Origin of the sequence: Kushneria indalinina DSM 14324, from assembly GCF_003385845.1 — a bacterium.
GTDB classification, from domain to species: domain Bacteria; phylum Pseudomonadota; class Gammaproteobacteria; order Pseudomonadales; family Halomonadaceae; genus Kushneria; species Kushneria indalinina.
In genome coordinates this window covers 16,599-32,782 of sequence record NZ_QRDJ01000010.1, presented here as the reverse complement: position 1 = coordinate 32,782, position 16,184 = coordinate 16,599, and the positions used below count along the sequence as shown (strand labels likewise).

Sequence of the window (16,184 nt, the reverse complement as noted above, 5' to 3'; positions counted from 1 at the left end):
GTGCGGCACTCCTGTAGGTTCGGTCTCATGACGGTCCCTGCCCGGTAATCGAGAAAATGCTAAAGTCGGGTTGAAAGGCCACTGTCTGCCGGACGTTCATCCATCCAGCGTGCCAGGCGATCGACCAGCGAGGCGGTATCCAGCTGCTGCTGGGGCTCTTCACCGCGCAGATCCTTGAGGGCGGCCGTGCCGGCTGCCAGCTCGTCTTCACCCAGCATGACGGCAAAGCGGGCGCGACTCCTGTCGGCCTTTTTAAGCTGGCTCTTGAAGCTGCCACCGCCGCAGTGTACCTGGACACGAAGCCCGGGCAGGCGACTGCGCAGGGTTTCACCCAGTACCAGCAGCTGCGTGTCGACACCTTCGCCCTGACCCGTCAGATAGACGTCGAGGATGTCTTCGGCGGCTTCGGGTACCAGTTCCAGGGTTTCCAGCAGCAGGATCAGGCGCTCAACGCCCATGGCAAAGCCGACGGCCGGCGTTGGCTTGCCGCCCAGCTGCTCGACCAGACCATCATAGCGTCCGCCGGCACAGACGGTACCCTGGCTGCCCAGCGCCGTGGTGGTCCACTCAAAGACCGTACGGCTGTAGTAGTCCAGCCCGCGCACCAGCCGCGTGTTGATCACATACTCGATACCCAACGCATCAAGACGCTGCTTCAGACCTTCGAAGTGGGCAACGGAAGCCTCGTCAAGGTGATCGATGAGTTTCGGTGCAGCCTCTATCAGGGCCTGCATATCGGGATTTTTGCTGTCGAGAATGCGCAGCGGATTGCTGTCCAGACGTCGGCGGGCATCCTCGTCGAGCTGCTCCAGATGCGCGTTGAAATAGTCGACCAGCGTGGCGCGATAGGCATGACGTGCCTCGAGCGAGCCCAGCGAGTTGATCTCGAGCTGCACATGATCGATCAGGCCCAGCGCCTGCCAGAGGCGGGCAGAAAGGGCGATGACCTCGGTATCGATGTCCGGCCCTTCAAGACCGAAGACCTCCACGCCCACCTGATGGAACTGACGATAGCGACCCTTCTGGGGGCGCTCATGGCGAAACATGGGGCCGGCATACCAGAGCCGCTGGGTCTGGTTGTGCAGCAGCCCGTTTTCGATCGCGGCGCGCACCACGGAGGCCGTACCTTCCGGGCGCAGGGAGAGGCTGTCACCGTTGCGATCGTCAAAGGTATACATCTCCTTTTCGACGATATCGGTGACCTCACCGATGGAGCGCTTGAACAGCGCCGTCTGCTCGAGCACCGGCGTGCGCATTTCCAGATAGCCGTACTGTGCCATGAGCTGGCGCACGTGCTGCTCGAAATACTGCCAGAGCGGCGAGCGCTCGGGCAGCAGGTCATTCATGCCTCGGATGGCCTGTAATTTACTGGACATTGATCGTTTATCGCTGCATTTCAAAAAAGGGCGCCCGGGCCTCAGGCGCGGGTGATGACATCCTGCTCTTCGGCTTCCTTGCGCGCCACGCGTTCCCGAATCAGTTTTTCGAGATCGTCGACAAGATGGTCATTGCGCAGCTTCTGGGCCGGTTTGCCATCGATGTAGATCAGGTTGGCAGGGCTGCCGCCGGTCAGGCCGACATCGGTTTCCTTCGCTTCGCCCGGTCCGTTGACCACACAGCCGATGACCGACACGTTCAGCGGCGTCATGACGTCTTCAAGACGCTCTTCCAGCTGATTCATGGTGCCGATGACATCGAAGTTCTGGCGCGAACAGCTCGGGCAGGCGATAAAGTTGATGCCCCGCGAGCGCAGCTTCAGGCTCTTGAGGATGTCATAACCGACCTTGATCTCTTCGACCGGGTCCGCGGCCAGCGAGATTCGCAGGGTATCGCCGATGCCATCCATCAACAGCGCCCCCAGACCGATCGAGGACTTGACCGTGCCGCCGCGAAGGCCGCCGGCTTCAGTGATGCCCAGGTGCAGGGGCTGATCGATCTGACCGGCAATCTGTCGATAGGCGTCAACGGCCATGAAGACATCGCTGGCCTTGAGCGAAATCTTGTACTCCTGGAAGTCCAGGCGGTCGAGATAGTCGATGTGGCGCATGGCCGATTCGACCAGCGCGGCCGGTGTGGGCTCGCCGTACTTTTTCTGCAGATCCTTTTCCAGCGAGCCGGCATTAACGCCGATGCGAATCGGGATGCCGTTGTCGCGTGCGGACTGAACCACGGCATGCACGCGGTCTTCCCTGCCGATGTTGCCCGGGTTGATGCGCAGGCAGTCGGCACCCAGCTCGGCCACGCGCAGGGCGATGCGGTAATCGAAATGGATGTCGGTCACCAGCGGCACCGAGGTGCGCTGCTTGATCTTGCCGAAGGCCTCGGCGCAGTCCATGTCCGGCACCGACACGCGCACGATGTCGCCACCGGCGGCGGCAATACGCTCGATCTGCTCGACGGTGGCATCGACATCCAGCGTATTGGTATTGGTCATGCTCTGTACGGAAATGGGGGCATCGCCACCCACGGGTACATTACCGACGTGAATCTGGCGCGATTTGCGCCGTACGATCGGGGACTGGCTAATCATGATAAATCACTCCCCCAGGGTAAAACGGGCAACGTTGCTGCTGCCGGCGTGTTGGGACATGTCTACGCGTTCGCCTCTGTAATCAATGGTGACCTGATTGGCATTGCCTACTGTCAGGCGAAAGGGCGGCACGCCTTCGATCGTGGCAGTGGTGCCACTCTGCTGCAGGCCGCGCAATACGGTGGTGCCGTTGGCATCACGAACATCCACCCACGACTCACTGCCAAAGCTCATCTGCATACTGCGACCGCTGCTGGCCGGGTCGGTTTCCGAAGCCTCGTCACCGCCAGTGTCCACCAGCCCCCCGGTCGCACCATTGCGCCCTTCAGGGGTATCGACCTGAAGGGTGCCGGGTTCGACATCGATGCCGTCGCCGCCTTCGGCGACTCGAGCGGCGAGCGCGGTATTGACCGGCGCGCTGCCGGCCATGTTACCCGAGCTGTCGGCGGATGTGTTATCAACTGCGGGTTGTGTTTCAGGCGCCGGCGGCAGATCGCGATCATCTGCGCTGTCCTGCTGGGTGGTGTTCGGCTCGGTCATCGCGCTGTCATCACCATAACCCGGCGAGCTTTCACGGCCCTCCCACCATAGCAGTGTCATGACGGCCAGAAAGACCACCACGACCACTGTTGCCACCCGAAAGGCGATAGCGCCCATGCGCGAGGGCGGTTTGATGGTGCTGATGGGGGCAACGCGACGCTCATCAAGATCACTTCGGCCATGAACACGGTCATAGGCGGCCACGACCGCTCGATCATCAATCCCCAGCAGGCGAGCGTAAGCGCGCAGATAGCCCCGACGATACGTCGGTATCGGGATCTGCTCAAAGTTGTCACGCTCCATGTCCGCGACCAGAGACGGACGCAGGTTCAGCTGCTCGGCAGCATCTTCCAGATGCAGGCGCTGGCGTTCGCGTTCCTCGCGCAGCATTTCACCGGCGCCCGGCTCCCCGGCGGAAGAGGCATGCTGTTCGCTCATGCAAAATGTTCCTTGTTCGGTCGTGGCACGAAGTGTTCCTTTTTCGGCGTTTGACGTAAGGCAGTCTTACCCATCATGCGACGCCCCGCCATAAAGCTTTTGAGACAGCTGTGTACTCTCGTCATCGGGACCGGCCAGCCGGATATAGTGATCGAGAGACGCGCGGGCGGCATCAGATTGTTGCTGTTGATACTGGGCCCGGGCCAGCCCCAGCCATGCACGGGGCTGGCGATCGTCAAGCTGCAGGGCGCGCTGATAGGACGCCGCCGCGTCACCATGGTCGCCCTGACGCTCGCGACACTGGCCCAGATTGGTGAAAAGCTGGGCGCGGCGTTCATAGCGTAGATCCGTGGTGGCCTGTTCAAGCTGTTCACAGGCCTGCGGGATACGGTTCTGGCTGAACAGAAACGCCGCGTAATTGTTGCGTGCCTGGGTAAACGAGGGACGTGCGCTCAGGGCACGCTGGAAATATTGATCGGCGCTGGCCGTTTCGCCCTGGCGCTGGTAGATCAGGGCAAGCCCCTGCAGGGCCTCGGGGTCGTTGGCAGAAAGGTCGATGGCTCGCCCGAAGGCCTGCTGGGCGCGGTCCAGATCATCGCGCTGCAGATAGGCCATACCCAGCTGAGTGTAGGCCGTGGTCGGCGATTCCTCGGAAGACGCTACATTGCTGCCATGGCTGGCGCAGCCTGAAAGCGCTGCAACCATGAGCAACAGGGTCATCATGACCAGCGATATCCTGAGGGTGCAGCGCAAGTGAATCATCGACTTCCTGACGTGATGAACATGCCCGAATCTGTCAAATATTAACAATAGCGTTGCCCATCAAAGCGCCGGTACTCCGTCAAGTCAAGCCGATGACGGACAGTCCCTGGCAGAGCGATCATGACGCGTCGAGCTGGACGGCCTTGATATAGCGTTCGGCACGTTTGGTGCGGTCCTTGACGCGTCCCACCAGCTGTCCGCAGGCCGCATCGATGTCGTCACCGCGCGTCGTGCGTACCGGGGCGTTGTGGCCCAGCTCGTAAAGCCATGTCTGAAAGCGCATTACCTGATTGCGTGACGGCTTTTCATAGCCGGCATGCGGGAAAGGGTTGAAGGGAATCAGATTGATCTTGCAGGGCAGATCCCCCAGCACTTCGGCCAGCTGCTCGGCATGTTCCCGCTGATCGTTGACGTCCTTGATCAGGGTGTATTCGATGGTGATATGGCGGGTGCCATCGCTTTTGGTCAGATAGCGCCGGCAAGAATCCAGCAGCGTTGCAATGTTGTACTTGCGGTTGAGCGGCACCAGGGTGTTGCGAAGCTCGTCGTTGGCGGCGTGCAGCGAAATGGCCAGGGCCACGTCGATTTCATCGCCGAGTTTTTCGATCATGGGGACCACGCCCGAGGTCGACAGGGTGACGCGGCGCTTGGAGAGGCCATAGCCGTTGTCATCGAGCATCAGGTGCATGGCCGGCACGACATTGTCGTAGTTCAAAAGCGGCTCGCCCATGCCCATCATGACCACGTTGGTCACGGCGCGGCGGCCGTCATCATGCCCCATGCGCCCACCGGCGCTGGCCTGGGCCACCCAGAGCTGGCCAATGACTTCAGCGGCAGTCAGGTTGCGCTGAAACCCCTGCTTGCCGGTCGAACAGAAACTGCAGTCCAGTGAACAGCCCACCTGGGAGGAGACGCACAGCGTGCGTCGACTGCCGTTTTCGGATGGAATCAGGACGGTTTCCACAAAGCTGCCATCTTCCACTTCCAGCACCCATTTCTGGGTACCATCGCTGGACTGGCCTTCATAGACCACCTTCGGCCCACGAATTTCGGCCACGCGTGAGAGCTTGTCACGCAGGGCCTTGGAAATATTGGTCATCTGCGAGAAATCATCGACACCCTCATGATGGATCCACTTCATGACCTGGGCGGCGCGAAATTTCTTCTCGCCCTGATCAATGAAAAACTGTTCCATCTGGCTGCGTGAAAGACCCAGAAGATTGACGGGCGTCGTCGTGGCAGTCTGTGTCATGGCAGTGAGCTCGCTGGTGTCATGGGAGAAAGAAGGCCGCCACCTGCCCCCGGGGGCAGATGACGGCCGGGCGCAGCGGGCAATCAGCCGCGCGGGCAGATCTCTTCATCGGAGAAGAAATAGGAAACTTCGCGCTGAGCGGATTCCGGTGCATCGGAACCGTGAACGGCGTTGGCGTCGATGGAAGTGGCGAAATCGGCGCGAATGGTGCCGGCTTCGGCCTTCTTCGGGTCGGTGGCGCCCATCAGCTCACGGTTCTTGGCGATGGCGTTGTCACCTTCGAGGACCTGAACAACGACCGGACCGGAAGTCATGAACGAGACCAGATCGTTGAAGAAGGGACGCTCGCGGTGCTCGGCGTAAAAGCCCTCGGCCTTTTCCTGGGACAGGCTGACCATCTTGCAGGCCACAACCTGCAGACCGGCTTTCTCGAAACGAGAGATGATGTCGCCAACGGCGTTCTTGGCAACGGCGTCCGGCTTGATGATGGAGAGAGTACGTTCCTGGGCCATGTTAAAGGGCTCCTGACAGGGTGATGAGTTCAAGATATTCGTGATTCAGGATAGCGCAGAGCCGGCAGCCGCTTTAACAGCTGCCGGCTCCGGCAAAAATCGCGCCATTATAGCCATAGCCGGCGCAACATGCATCCGCAGTGGTCACCGTCGGGTCAGACGCTGAAGCTTTCTCCGCACCCGCACTCATCGCGCACATTGGGATTGTTGAAGCGAAAGAAGCGGTTAAGGCCTTCACTGACGTAATCCACCTCGGTACCGTCAAGGACAGAGAGGGCGTCACTATCCACGATGACCCTGACGCCATGATCCTCGAACACCTGATCATCGGCCTCAACGTGGTCGGCAAAGTCGAGCACATAGCTGTAGCCCGAGCAGCCGCTTGGCTTGACCGCCACACGCAGTCCCTCGCCACTGCCGCGCTCATCGAGCACGTGGCGGATCTGGTGGGCGGCGGCTTCGGAAATCGAGATCCGGGCCATGATGTTGTCCTCCCCGGTGATGCGCATCAAACGCGCGAAATGATAAACGATACTCAGGCGCTCTGGCGGGTACGCAGGCTTCCCAGAGCGTTCGAGAGTGATTCAAGGGCCTGATCGATCTCTTCGACCCGGCTGAAACGGCCAAAACTGAAGCGGATCGAGGCCAGCGCCTGTTCGCGTGTCAAACCAATGCCGGTCAGGACATAGGAGGGGTCGACGCTTGCCGAGTTGCAGGCCGAGCCGGTAGACACCGCCAGCCCGCGTAGCGCCATGATCAGCGCCTCGCCGTCGACCCCTTCAAAGCCGACATTGATGATATTGGTCACGTGCTCGCCGCCCCCGGCATTGATCCAGGTGCCCTCGAGCCGGCGAAGCCCCTGTCGAAACTGTTGACCAAGCTGTTCAAGATGGGCGTTGTCGCTGGCCTGCTCGTCTTGCGCCAGAGCAAAGGCCTTTCCCATGCCGGCAATCTGATGCGTCGGCAACGTGCCGGAGCGCATGCCGCGCTCGTGGCCGCCGCCGTGAATCAGCGCCTCGATGCGGATGCCGCGTCGTACAAAGAGGGCCCCGATACCCTTGGGGCCGTAGGCCTTGTGTGCAGACAGCGACAGCATGTCGATGGGCAGGGCGCTCATGTCCAGCTCGATCCGGCCGGCGGCCTGAGCGGCATCCACATGGAAGGCCGCGCCATGCTCGGCCGCGATACTGCCCAGCGCCTGCAGGTCATTGATACTGCCCAGCTCGTTGTTGACCGCCATCAATGAGACCAGAACGGTGTCCGGGCGCAGTGCGGCCTTCAGGTCCTCGGGCGATACCGTGCCATCGGCGTGCGGCATCAGGCGGGTGACCTCGAAGCCTTCCTGCTCAAGAGCGGCGGCGCTGTCGAGCACGGCCTTGTGTTCAATGGCGGAGGTAATCAGATGACGACCGCGGTCACGATGGGCGCGCATGTAGCCGATCAGCGCCAGGTTGTCGGCCTCGGTTGCCCCCGAGGTCCAGACAATCTCGCGCGGGTCGGCGCCGATCAGGTCGCTGACCTGACGCCGGCCGGTCTCGACGGCCTGCTCGGCCAGCCAGCCCGACATGTGACTGCGTGAGGCCGGATTGGCAAAGGTGCCTTCCAGCGTGAGATGACGTGCCATGACCTCGGCAACACGCGGGTCGACCGGGGTCGTGGCCGCGTAGTCAAGGTAGAGAGGCATGGTGCTCATGATGTTTTCCTTTATCCAACGTCATGACCATCAACACGACGCACAATGACATTATGACGTATGGGCAACCGGCAGCACGGCAATCTGATTGGCGCTGTCGTGTTGCTGACTGGCGATGCGCTGAACCTCGTGACGATGGATCAGCTCCTCAAGCGTAATACGCTCGAGAAAATCGTGTATGGCATCGGACAGATCGCTCCAGAGATGGTGGGTCAGACAGGTCGTGCCCTGCTGACAGTCGCCCGTGCCCTGGCAGCGGGTGGCATCAATGGATTCGTTGACCGCGTCGATGATGCTGGCCACAGAAATATCGCCGGGCGCTCTGGCCAGCAGATAGCCGCCGCCCGGACCACGAACGCTGGTCACGAGGCCCTGACGACGCAGCCGGGCAAAAAGCTGCTCGAGATAGGAGAGCGAGATGTCCTGACGCGTAGAAATATCGGCCAGGCTGATGGGCGAGCCGTCACCGTGCAGGGCCAGATCGAGAATGGCTGTAACGGCGTAGCGGCCCTTGGTCGTCAGACGCATGATCCAGATTCCGCAGCATGACAGTAATTGCCGATTATGATAATCCCGAGAGATTTGGTCAACAATTACGGGCAGAGGCTCGAAAATCCGGCGCTGTCATTGTGATGTGTCGTCGCGCTCCGCGGGCTTGCCGGGGGCGTTTTGCAGGCGATTCACATGCGTCAGGATGCCGCGCAGCATGTTGAGTTCCATGACGTCCAGCCGGCTTCTCATGTAAAGCCGCCGCAGACGGGCCATCAGCTGGCGCGGATTGCCGGGGTCATGAAAGCCGATATCGATCAGGGTGCGCTCAAGATGCTCAAAAAAGCGCTCGGTGTCGGCGTGACTGGCCAGCGGATTGTCCCATTCCACCCCGAACGTGTAGGCCGAGCCGGGCAGGGTGTCGGACGTACTGGCCTGGGTAGAAAGAAAGGACTGACGGCATTCATAGGCCAGTACCTGTACGGCCGCCGCCAGATTGAGCGAACTATAGTCGGCCGATGTCGGAATATGCACATGCGTATGGCAGCGCTGGAGCTCTTCGTTGGTCAGCCCCTTGTCCTCGCGACCAAAGACCAGCGCGACCGTGCCTTCGTGGCCCTGCATCTCTCCCGGCAGGCGGGTGGAGAACTCACGCGGTGAGCACAGCGGCCAGGGCAGGTGTCGCGAGCGTGCGCTGGCGCCCACTACCCAGCGGCAGTCTGTCAGCGCCGGCTCAAGCGTGTCATGCAGCGTGGCACGCTCGAGGATGTCATCGGCGCCCGAGGCCCTGGCAATGGCCTCGGGGGTGATGCCGTCGCAGCGCGGCGCGACCAGCGCGAGCTGCTCAAGCCCCATGGTTTTCATGGCGCGCGCGGCGGCGCCGATATTACCGGGATGGCTGGTGCCAATCAGAACAATACGAATGCGCTCTAGCATGAAAATCGCCGTGATACAGAAAACGTGGGCCGTTGGGCAGTAGAAGGTATGATTCTAACATGGTGCGGCCACTTCCTGTCCTGATTGAGCGCTGGCGAGTTCCTGGCGTCTCTGCTAGCATCGTCGGCCACTTTTCCGGGCAGTCCGCTTTTTCAGATTACTCATTTATCGCGTCGCCGGTGTGACCGCCTGATGGCATGTCGCCCCGGCGGCGTTTGACTCTGTCAGCTACTGACCCGCCTTCGCTCTTTAACAGCACTCGGTTCGAGGATTGATCATGCATCCAATGGTCCAGTTTGCCCTGCGCGCGCTGCGTGGCGCCCAGGAACAGTTCGTTCGCGTTCGCGACCGACTTGATATTGCCCGTGAGGACAACACGCTCGATACGCTGCTCAGCGAGACGGCCCAGCGCGCCGAAACCCTGATTGCCTCGCAGTTTGGCAAGGGGTACCCGGAACACGGCATGTCGGGACGTTACATCGGCTGGAACGAAGGCCGGGGTGAAGGACGTGATTATCACTGGAAGATCGAGATCTTCCATGGCTACGCCAATCTGGCCTCCGGTACCTCGGGCTGCGCGCTGTCAATGGTATGCCTTTACAAGGGGCGTCCCGAGCATGCCGTCATCATTTCTCCCTTCACCGATGAAGAGTATCTGGTCAGCCGCGGACGAGGGGGCCACTACAACGGCCGTCGCATGCGTGTGCCGACGCGCACCAGCATTGATGGCAGCCGTATCTCGCTGGGACTTCCCGAGAGCTGGATGCGCGAGCGCTACTTCTCGACCTGGCAGATCCTGAGCACCCAGCTGGGTGGCCGCGTGGACATGCTGCGCGCCTCCGGCTGTCCGCTGCTGGACATGCTGGCGCTGTGTGCCGGCCATGTGGATGCCGCCTTTATCCTGGGACTGGATGAGCAGGACATGCACATCATCAGCCTGGTACTCAAGGAGTGTGGGGCGCTGTCCGGCACGCCACGGGGCAATCCGCAGATCAAGGTGGAAGGCGCGCTCATGGCGGCCTCGCCACGCCTGTTCAAGCAGCTGGTGCAGACGATGGGTAACGCCAACCTGCCGGAGCTTTGAGCCCCGGGCCCTGATCGTTGTTGACCTGTAAACCTGTAAAAAAGGCCCGCCTCATGGAGGCGGGCCTTTTTGCTGGCCGGAAGGGGGCAGGCCTCAGGGCATGCCGTCATCGGCAGCATTTTCACGCTTGGCCGGGATCAGATCCTCTCGCTCCAGCCTGACCAGCAGCAGCATGGCCGCCGCCACATAGATGGAGGAGAACGTTCCCAGTACCACGCCCACGATCAGGGCCAGCGAGAAGTTGTGAATCATGTCGCCACCCAGGAAAAACAGCGCCAGCAGTACCAGAAGGGTGGTGCCCGATGTCGATAGCGTACGCGACAGGGTCTGGTTGATGGCGTCGTTGAAGATCCTGACCAGATCATTGGACTGGGAACGTCGTATGTTTTCGCGGATGCGGTCATAGACGATGATGGTGTCGTTGAGCGAATAACCGATCACCGCCAGTACCGCGGCCAGTACCGTCAGGTCGAAGTCGAGGCCGAACAGGGCAAAAAAGCCCAGCAGGATCACCACGTCGTGACCCAGCGAGATCAGGGCGCCAAGGGCAAACTTGTACTGGAAGCGAAAGGCCACATAAAGCGCTACCACACCCAGAGCAATCAGCATGCCCAGTCCGCTCTGATCACGAAGCTGATCGCCGACCTGGGCGCCGACATATTCGGCGCGTACCAGCTCGACCTGCTCGCCCTGGGCCTGCAGGGCACCGAGAACCTGCTGGCCGATACCTTCATCGAAGGTCTGCTGCAGACGCACCAGTACGTCGGTATCGGCGCCAAAGGTCTGCACCGAGTAATTGCCAAAGCCTGCCTCGCCGAGTTCGTCACGAACCTCGTCCAGAGAGGGGGCCTGCGCGTAGCTCACCTCGACCTGGGTGCCGCCGGTGAAATCAAGACCCAGACTCAGGCCCTTGACGGCCAGCGCCCCGAGGGCGATGACCGTTAACAGGATGGAGATGATGTAGGCAGCCTTGCGCTTGCCCATGAAATCAATTTGCGTCATTTGCCGGCCTCCTCAGATCCACAGCTTCTTGAGCGACTTGCCGCCTACGACAAGGTTGGTAAGGGCACGGCTCACCATGACAGCGGTAAAGACCGAGGTCAGAATGCCCAGCGAGAGCGTCACTGCAAAGCCCTTCACGGGACCGGTACCGATCGAGAACAGGATGACCGCCACCAGCAGGGTGGTGATGTTGGCATCCAGAATGGCGGTAAAGGCGCGCTCATAGCCGGTATGAATGGCCTGCTGTATCGATCGACTGCGCATCTCCTCGCGTATGCGCTCAAACACCAGCACGTTGGCGTCCACCGCCATGCCCAGTGTCAACACGATACCGGCAATGCCCGGCAGGGTCAGGGTGGCCCCCAGTACCGACATGGCCGCGATCAGAAGCGTCAGGTTGACCGTCAGGGCCAGATTGGCGATCAGGCCGAAGCCCTTGTAGCGCACGATCATGAACGCCAGCACCAGAATCAGGCCCACGATGACCGACATGACGCCGCGATCGATGTTCTGCTGCCCCAGGCTTGGCCCGATCGTGCGCTCCTGTGCGAAGTAAATGGGCGCGGCCAGCGAGCCCGAACGCAACAGCAGCGACAGTTCGCGTGCCTCGGTCGGTGAATCCAGACCGGTGATGCGGAACTGATTGCCCAGCGCGCTCTGGATGGTGGCCAGGCTGATGATGCCGCGCTCGGTATAGGGCATGCGCTCCTCGACCTGTTCACCGTCGCGGGTGACGGTGCGCGTACGAGTCTTGTGCTCGATGAAGAGCACGGCCATGTTGCGGCCGATATTGGCACGCGTGGCGCGGTTCATGCGGCTGCCGCCCGGGCCATCAAGATTGATGTTGACCTGGGGGCGGCCGCTGTCATCAAAGGAGGTGCTGGCGCTGGAGACGCGATCACCGGTAATGATGACATCACGCTCCAGTGCGGCTCGACGACCACTGTCGTTGCGGAAATCGAACGCCTGCTGCTGATCGGCGCTGGTGCTGTCGCTGGCTTCGAGACGGAACTCGAGATTGGCCGTGGCGCCCACGATGCGCTTGGCCTCGGCCGTGTCCTGCACGCCCGGCAGCTCTACCACGATGCGGTTGGGACCCTGGCGCTGCACGAGCGGTTCGGACACGCCCAGCTCGTTGACACGGTTGCGAAGCGTCGTGAGGTTCTGATTGACGGCGTAGTCCTGGATGTCGTTGACGGCCTGGTCGGTCAGCGTCATCTCGAGCCTCGGGCCTGCGTCGTCGTCGTTGGCGAAGGTGAACTCGTTGTACTGACGATTGAGCAGTGCGCGCGCCTGGCTGCGATCCTCGGCGTTGGCAAAGGTGAAGCGGATTTCGTTATCACCGGTGGTGTTATTGCGATAGCGAATGCCTTCGCTGCGCAGTGCCTCACGCATGGCGCTGGCGTTGACGTCCAGACGCTGGTCGATGGCAGCGTCCATGTCGACTTCCAGCAGGAAGTGAACGCCGCCGCGTAGATCAAGCCCCAGATTCATGGGCTTGGCGCCAATGGCCTGCAGCCACTGCGGCGTCGAATCGGCCAGGTTGAGCGCCACGGTATAGCCCTGTCCCAGCGACTGGCTGACCATGTCGCGAGCCGCGGACTGCTGCGAGCCGTTCTCCAGTCGTATCAGTGCGGTACCGTCGGCGAGCTCTCGTGATTTGACGGCGATGCCGGCCTGCTCGAGTGTCTGATCGACACGGTCCATCTGGCTGCTGTCGACGGTGGTGCCGCTGCTGGCCGCGCTGATCTGGATGGCCGGGTCCTTGGGGTACAGATTGGGCAGTGCGTAGAGAACGCCCACAATAAACACGAGGAGTATCAGCAGATACTTCCAGAGGGGATAACGATTGAGCATCGTGGCCCTGTCCTGATTGGCTGGTGGCTCAAAGAGCGCTTTTGGGGTCGTACCAATGACCACAGGGCCCGGCCAATGGTTCAATCACCACTGAACGAGCCCCGGGCAAAAGACGACGTGCTGTCTGCCAGCACATCGCAGGCAGGCAACAACCGCGCCGGGATGGCAGCGGCGGTCGCCTGCCGTCACTGGGTTCAGATCGATTTCAGTGTGCCCTTGGGCAGTACGCTGATAACCGAGCTTTTCTGAACGTTGACTTCAGTACCTTCAGCGATTTCCAGGGAGATGAATTCGTCACCGACCTTGGTCAGGCGCCCCATCAGGCCGCCGCTAATGGTGACTTCGTCGCCTTTGGAAAGCTCTGACATCAGTTTCTTGTGTGCCTTGGCGCGCTTGGACTGCGGGCGCCAGAGCAGGAAATAGAAAATCAGGACAAAGCCGACCAGCATGACGATCTGACCAATGGCACCCGCGCCACCGGCACTGCCGGCGCCCCCTTCTGCCATGGCTGCCGGAATCAGGTACTCGAGCATGAGGTTTCCTCTAGGAATGATCTTGTTCAGTGGTGCTCTGTTATAAGCCGTTTACGCCTCAAGTGGCGGGACCTCAAGGCCCCGGCGCGCATAGAACGCTGCCACGAAGTCCGCCAATGTACCCGCTTCGATAGCCCCGCGCAAACCACTCATCAGCTGCTGATAATGTCGCAGATTGTGGATGGTATTGAGCTGTGCGCCCAGCATTTCGCCGCAGCGGTCCAGGTGATGAAGGTAGCTGCGTGAAAAGTTCTGACAGGTGTAGCAGTCACAGCCTTCTTCAAGCGGCCGCGTGTCATGGCGATGGGTGGCGTTGCGAATGCGGATGACGCCGTCAAAGGTAAAAAGGTGGCCGTTGCGGGCGTTACGGGTCGGCATGACGCAGTCGAACATGTCGACGCCGCGGCGCACGCCCTCGACCAGATCCTCCGGCCGGCCCACGCCCATTAGATAGCGCGGCTTGTCGTCCGGCATCAGACCCGGCAGATAATCGAGTACCTTGATCATCTCTTCCTTGGGCTCACCGACCGATAGCCCGCCGATGGCCAGACCGTCAAAGCCGATCTGCTCGAGCCCTTCCAGCGAGCGTTCGCGCAGCTCGCGATACATGCCGCCCTGGATGATGCCAAACAGGGCGGAAGGGGAGTCACCGTGGGCATCCAGCGATCGCTGCGCCCAGCGAAGCGACAGCTCCATCGAAGTTTTGGCTTCTTCGAACGTGGCCGGGTAGGGCGTGCACTCGTCAAAGATCATGACAATGTCGGAGCCCAGCGAGCGCTGTACTGCCATCGACTCTTCGGGCCCCATGAAGATTTTGGCGCCATCGACCGGTGAGCGGAAGTGAACGCCGGCTTCGGTGATCTTTCTCATGTCACCTAGCGAAAAGACCTGAAAGCCGCCCGAATCGGTCAGAATCGGCTTGTGCCACTGGGCAAAGTCGTGCAGATCGCCGTGGACCTCGATCACCTCGGTGCCCGGCCGCAGCCAGAGGTGAAAGGTGTTGCCCAGAATGATGTCGGCGCCGGTGGCCTCGACATCCCTGGGTGTCATGCCCTTGACCGTGCCATAGGTGCCTACCGGCATGAAGGCGGGGGTTTCAACGCTGCCGCGCGGGAAGGTCAGACGCCCACGGCGGGCGCGGCCATCGGTTGCCATGCGCTCAAAGCGCATGAAGCAGTCTTGTCTCATGAAAGATCCTGTCGGTACTTGAAAGTCATCAATACAAGGTGACGCGTAGCGTGTGTTCAGCCGCGCTGCCGGGTGAGATACATGGCGTCGCCGTAGCTGAAAAAGGCGTAGCGTTCATCGACCGCTGCCTGATAGGCCTGCATGACATGGTCATGGCCTGCAAAAGAAGCCACCAGCATCAAAAGCGTCGATTCCGGCAGGTGGAAGTTAGTGACCAGGCTGTCCACGCACTGCCACTGATAGCCGGGATAGATGAAAATATCCGTGTCGCCACTGAAGGCTTCAATTCGGCCGCTGGTGCTGTGCTGGCAGGCACTTTCCAGGCAGCGCACGCTGGTGGTACCAACCGCAATGACGCGATTGCCGCGATCCTGTGCCGCGCGCACCTGCTGTGCGGTGGCATCGCTGACCTCGATCCATTCACTGTGCATGTGATGTTCGAGGATATTGTCGACCCGAACGGGCTGAAAGGTTCCGGCACCCACGTGCAGCGTGACGAATGCCTTCTCGATGCCCCGGTTTTCCATCGCCTCAAGCAGTGCCTCATCGAAGTGGAGGCCGGCGGTAGGGGCGGCGACCGCGCCATCGTGACGGGCATAAACGGTCTGATAACGCTCGCGATCGGTATGTTCGTCCTCGCGTTCGATATAGGGCGGCAGCGGCATGTGGCCATGCGCTTCCAGAAGGGCGACCAGCGGCGTGTCGCCTTCAAAGTGCAGCTCGAACAGGGCATCGCGACGGCCTTCTACCACCGCATGGATATCGCCTTCAAACTCGATGCGTGTACCGATTCTGGGGGCCTTGCTGGCGCGCAGGTGGGCCAGCCCGCGATGGGCATCCAGCGGGCGTTCCAGCAGCATCTCCACGCGTCCGCCGCTCTCCTTCTGGCCGAATAGCCGAGCAGGGATAACGCGAGTGTCGTTGAATACCACCAGATCGCCCGGCGCCAGATGCTCCAGAAGCGCAGGGAAACGGGTATGTTCAAGATGGCCGCTGTCACCATCGACGCACAGCAGTCGGCAGTCGCTGCGCTGGTCGCTGGGGTAACGGGCAATCAGCTCATCGGGCAGGTCAAAATGAAAGTCGGCACGCTGCATCGGTTATCTGGGTCGGTGTTGAAAAGGGCTGGCATGATAGCGGATGCTACGGGCCTGCGTCATTGACGTGTTGGCCACGACTCGTATAATACGCATCGCGCAACACTGCCGGTGTGGCGAAATTGGTAGACGCAGCGGATTCAAAATCCGCCGGACTAATCCTCCGTGTCGGTTCGAGTCCGACCACCGGTACCATCTTTTCTGCTGTCCCTTCTGCCGCCATCCTTTCTTTTGTCTCTTTCCTTGCAACCTGTCCCGGCAGGGCGTGTAT

General features: G+C 61.0%; 16 protein-coding genes and 1 tRNA gene. 2 read left to right on the top strand and 15 right to left on the bottom strand.

Features of this window, described 5'->3' with window-relative positions:
- Window positions 1-59 precede the first annotated feature (59 nt).
- The 10 genes from hisS to C8D72_RS15985 form a co-directional block, all read right to left on the bottom strand.
- Window positions 60-1,376: a histidine--tRNA ligase gene (gene hisS / locus C8D72_RS16030; RefSeq protein ID WP_115855472.1), complete on the bottom strand. Its 1,317-nt coding sequence runs from the start codon at window positions 1,374-1,376 to the stop codon at window positions 60-62.
- 41 nt (window positions 1,377-1,417) lie between these two features.
- A complete protein-coding gene (gene ispG, locus C8D72_RS16025) occupies window positions 1,418-2,530 on the bottom strand; it encodes a flavodoxin-dependent (E)-4-hydroxy-3-methylbut-2-enyl-diphosphate synthase (protein WP_115855471.1) in 1,113 nt (370 codons plus the stop codon).
- Between the two features lie 6 nt (window positions 2,531-2,536).
- Complete coding sequence (locus C8D72_RS16020; RefSeq protein ID WP_115855470.1) at window positions 2,537-3,508, bottom strand: RodZ domain-containing protein; 972 nt, start codon at window positions 3,506-3,508, stop codon at window positions 2,537-2,539.
- Window positions 3,509-3,574: 66 nt separating this feature from the next.
- Window positions 3,575-4,231: a type IV pilus biogenesis/stability protein PilW gene (gene pilW / locus C8D72_RS16015; RefSeq protein WP_245955306.1), complete on the bottom strand. Its 657-nt coding sequence runs from the start codon at window positions 4,229-4,231 to the stop codon at window positions 3,575-3,577.
- A gap of 157 nt (window positions 4,232-4,388) precedes the next feature.
- A complete protein-coding gene (rlmN, locus tag C8D72_RS16010) occupies window positions 4,389-5,522 on the bottom strand; it encodes a dual-specificity RNA methyltransferase RlmN (protein ID WP_115855468.1) in 1,134 nt (377 codons plus the stop codon).
- Window positions 5,523-5,605: 83 nt separating this feature from the next.
- Window positions 5,606-6,034, bottom strand: coding sequence for a nucleoside-diphosphate kinase (gene ndk / locus C8D72_RS16005; protein WP_115855467.1), 429 nt, complete (start codon window positions 6,032-6,034; stop codon window positions 5,606-5,608).
- Between the two features lie 155 nt (window positions 6,035-6,189).
- On the bottom strand, window positions 6,190-6,516 hold the full coding sequence (locus C8D72_RS16000) for a HesB/IscA family protein (RefSeq protein ID WP_115855517.1): 327 nt from the start codon (window positions 6,514-6,516) through the stop codon (window positions 6,190-6,192).
- Window positions 6,517-6,569: 53 nt separating this feature from the next.
- The gene (locus C8D72_RS15995) at window positions 6,570-7,727 is read right to left on the bottom strand and encodes an aminotransferase class V-fold PLP-dependent enzyme (RefSeq protein WP_115855466.1); all 1,158 of its coding nucleotides are present in this window, start codon (window positions 7,725-7,727) and stop codon (window positions 6,570-6,572) included.
- A gap of 51 nt (window positions 7,728-7,778) precedes the next feature.
- Window positions 7,779-8,255 (bottom strand): Fe-S cluster assembly transcriptional regulator IscR, encoded by a 477-nt coding sequence (gene iscR, locus C8D72_RS15990; RefSeq protein ID WP_115855465.1) that lies wholly within the window; start codon window positions 8,253-8,255, stop codon window positions 7,779-7,781.
- Between the two features lie 96 nt (window positions 8,256-8,351).
- Window positions 8,352-9,152 (bottom strand): RNA methyltransferase, encoded by an 801-nt coding sequence (locus tag C8D72_RS15985; RefSeq protein ID WP_115855464.1) that lies wholly within the window; start codon window positions 9,150-9,152, stop codon window positions 8,352-8,354.
- A gap of 277 nt (window positions 9,153-9,429) precedes the next feature.
- Here C8D72_RS15985 and C8D72_RS15980 point away from each other — a divergent pair, with 277 nt between their 5' ends.
- A complete protein-coding gene (locus C8D72_RS15980) occupies window positions 9,430-10,236 on the top strand; it encodes an inositol monophosphatase family protein (protein ID WP_115855463.1) in 807 nt (268 codons plus the stop codon).
- Between the two features lie 93 nt (window positions 10,237-10,329).
- Here the strand turns inward: C8D72_RS15980 and secF are convergent, their stop codons facing one another.
- The 5 genes from secF to queA form a co-directional block, all read right to left on the bottom strand.
- Window positions 10,330-11,238 (bottom strand): protein translocase subunit SecF, encoded by a 909-nt coding sequence (gene secF / locus C8D72_RS15975; RefSeq protein WP_115855462.1) that lies wholly within the window; start codon window positions 11,236-11,238, stop codon window positions 10,330-10,332.
- 12 nt (window positions 11,239-11,250) lie between these two features.
- Window positions 11,251-13,095 (bottom strand): protein translocase subunit SecD, encoded by a 1,845-nt coding sequence (gene secD, locus C8D72_RS15970; protein ID WP_115855461.1) that lies wholly within the window; start codon window positions 13,093-13,095, stop codon window positions 11,251-11,253.
- A 194-nt stretch (window positions 13,096-13,289) separates the two neighbouring features.
- Window positions 13,290-13,628: a preprotein translocase subunit YajC gene (yajC, locus tag C8D72_RS15965; RefSeq protein WP_115855460.1), complete on the bottom strand. Its 339-nt coding sequence runs from the start codon at window positions 13,626-13,628 to the stop codon at window positions 13,290-13,292.
- 51 nt (window positions 13,629-13,679) lie between these two features.
- A complete protein-coding gene (gene tgt, locus C8D72_RS15960) occupies window positions 13,680-14,798 on the bottom strand; it encodes a tRNA guanosine(34) transglycosylase Tgt (protein ID WP_425453301.1) in 1,119 nt (372 codons plus the stop codon).
- 74 nt (window positions 14,799-14,872) lie between these two features.
- The gene (queA, locus tag C8D72_RS15955; RefSeq protein WP_115855458.1) at window positions 14,873-15,913 is read right to left on the bottom strand and encodes a tRNA preQ1(34) S-adenosylmethionine ribosyltransferase-isomerase QueA; all 1,041 of its coding nucleotides are present in this window, start codon (window positions 15,911-15,913) and stop codon (window positions 14,873-14,875) included.
- A gap of 107 nt (window positions 15,914-16,020) precedes the next feature.
- Between queA and C8D72_RS15950 the strand changes: the two genes are divergently transcribed.
- Window positions 16,021-16,108, top strand: a tRNA-Leu gene (locus C8D72_RS15950).
- Window positions 16,109-16,184 lie beyond the last annotated feature (76 nt).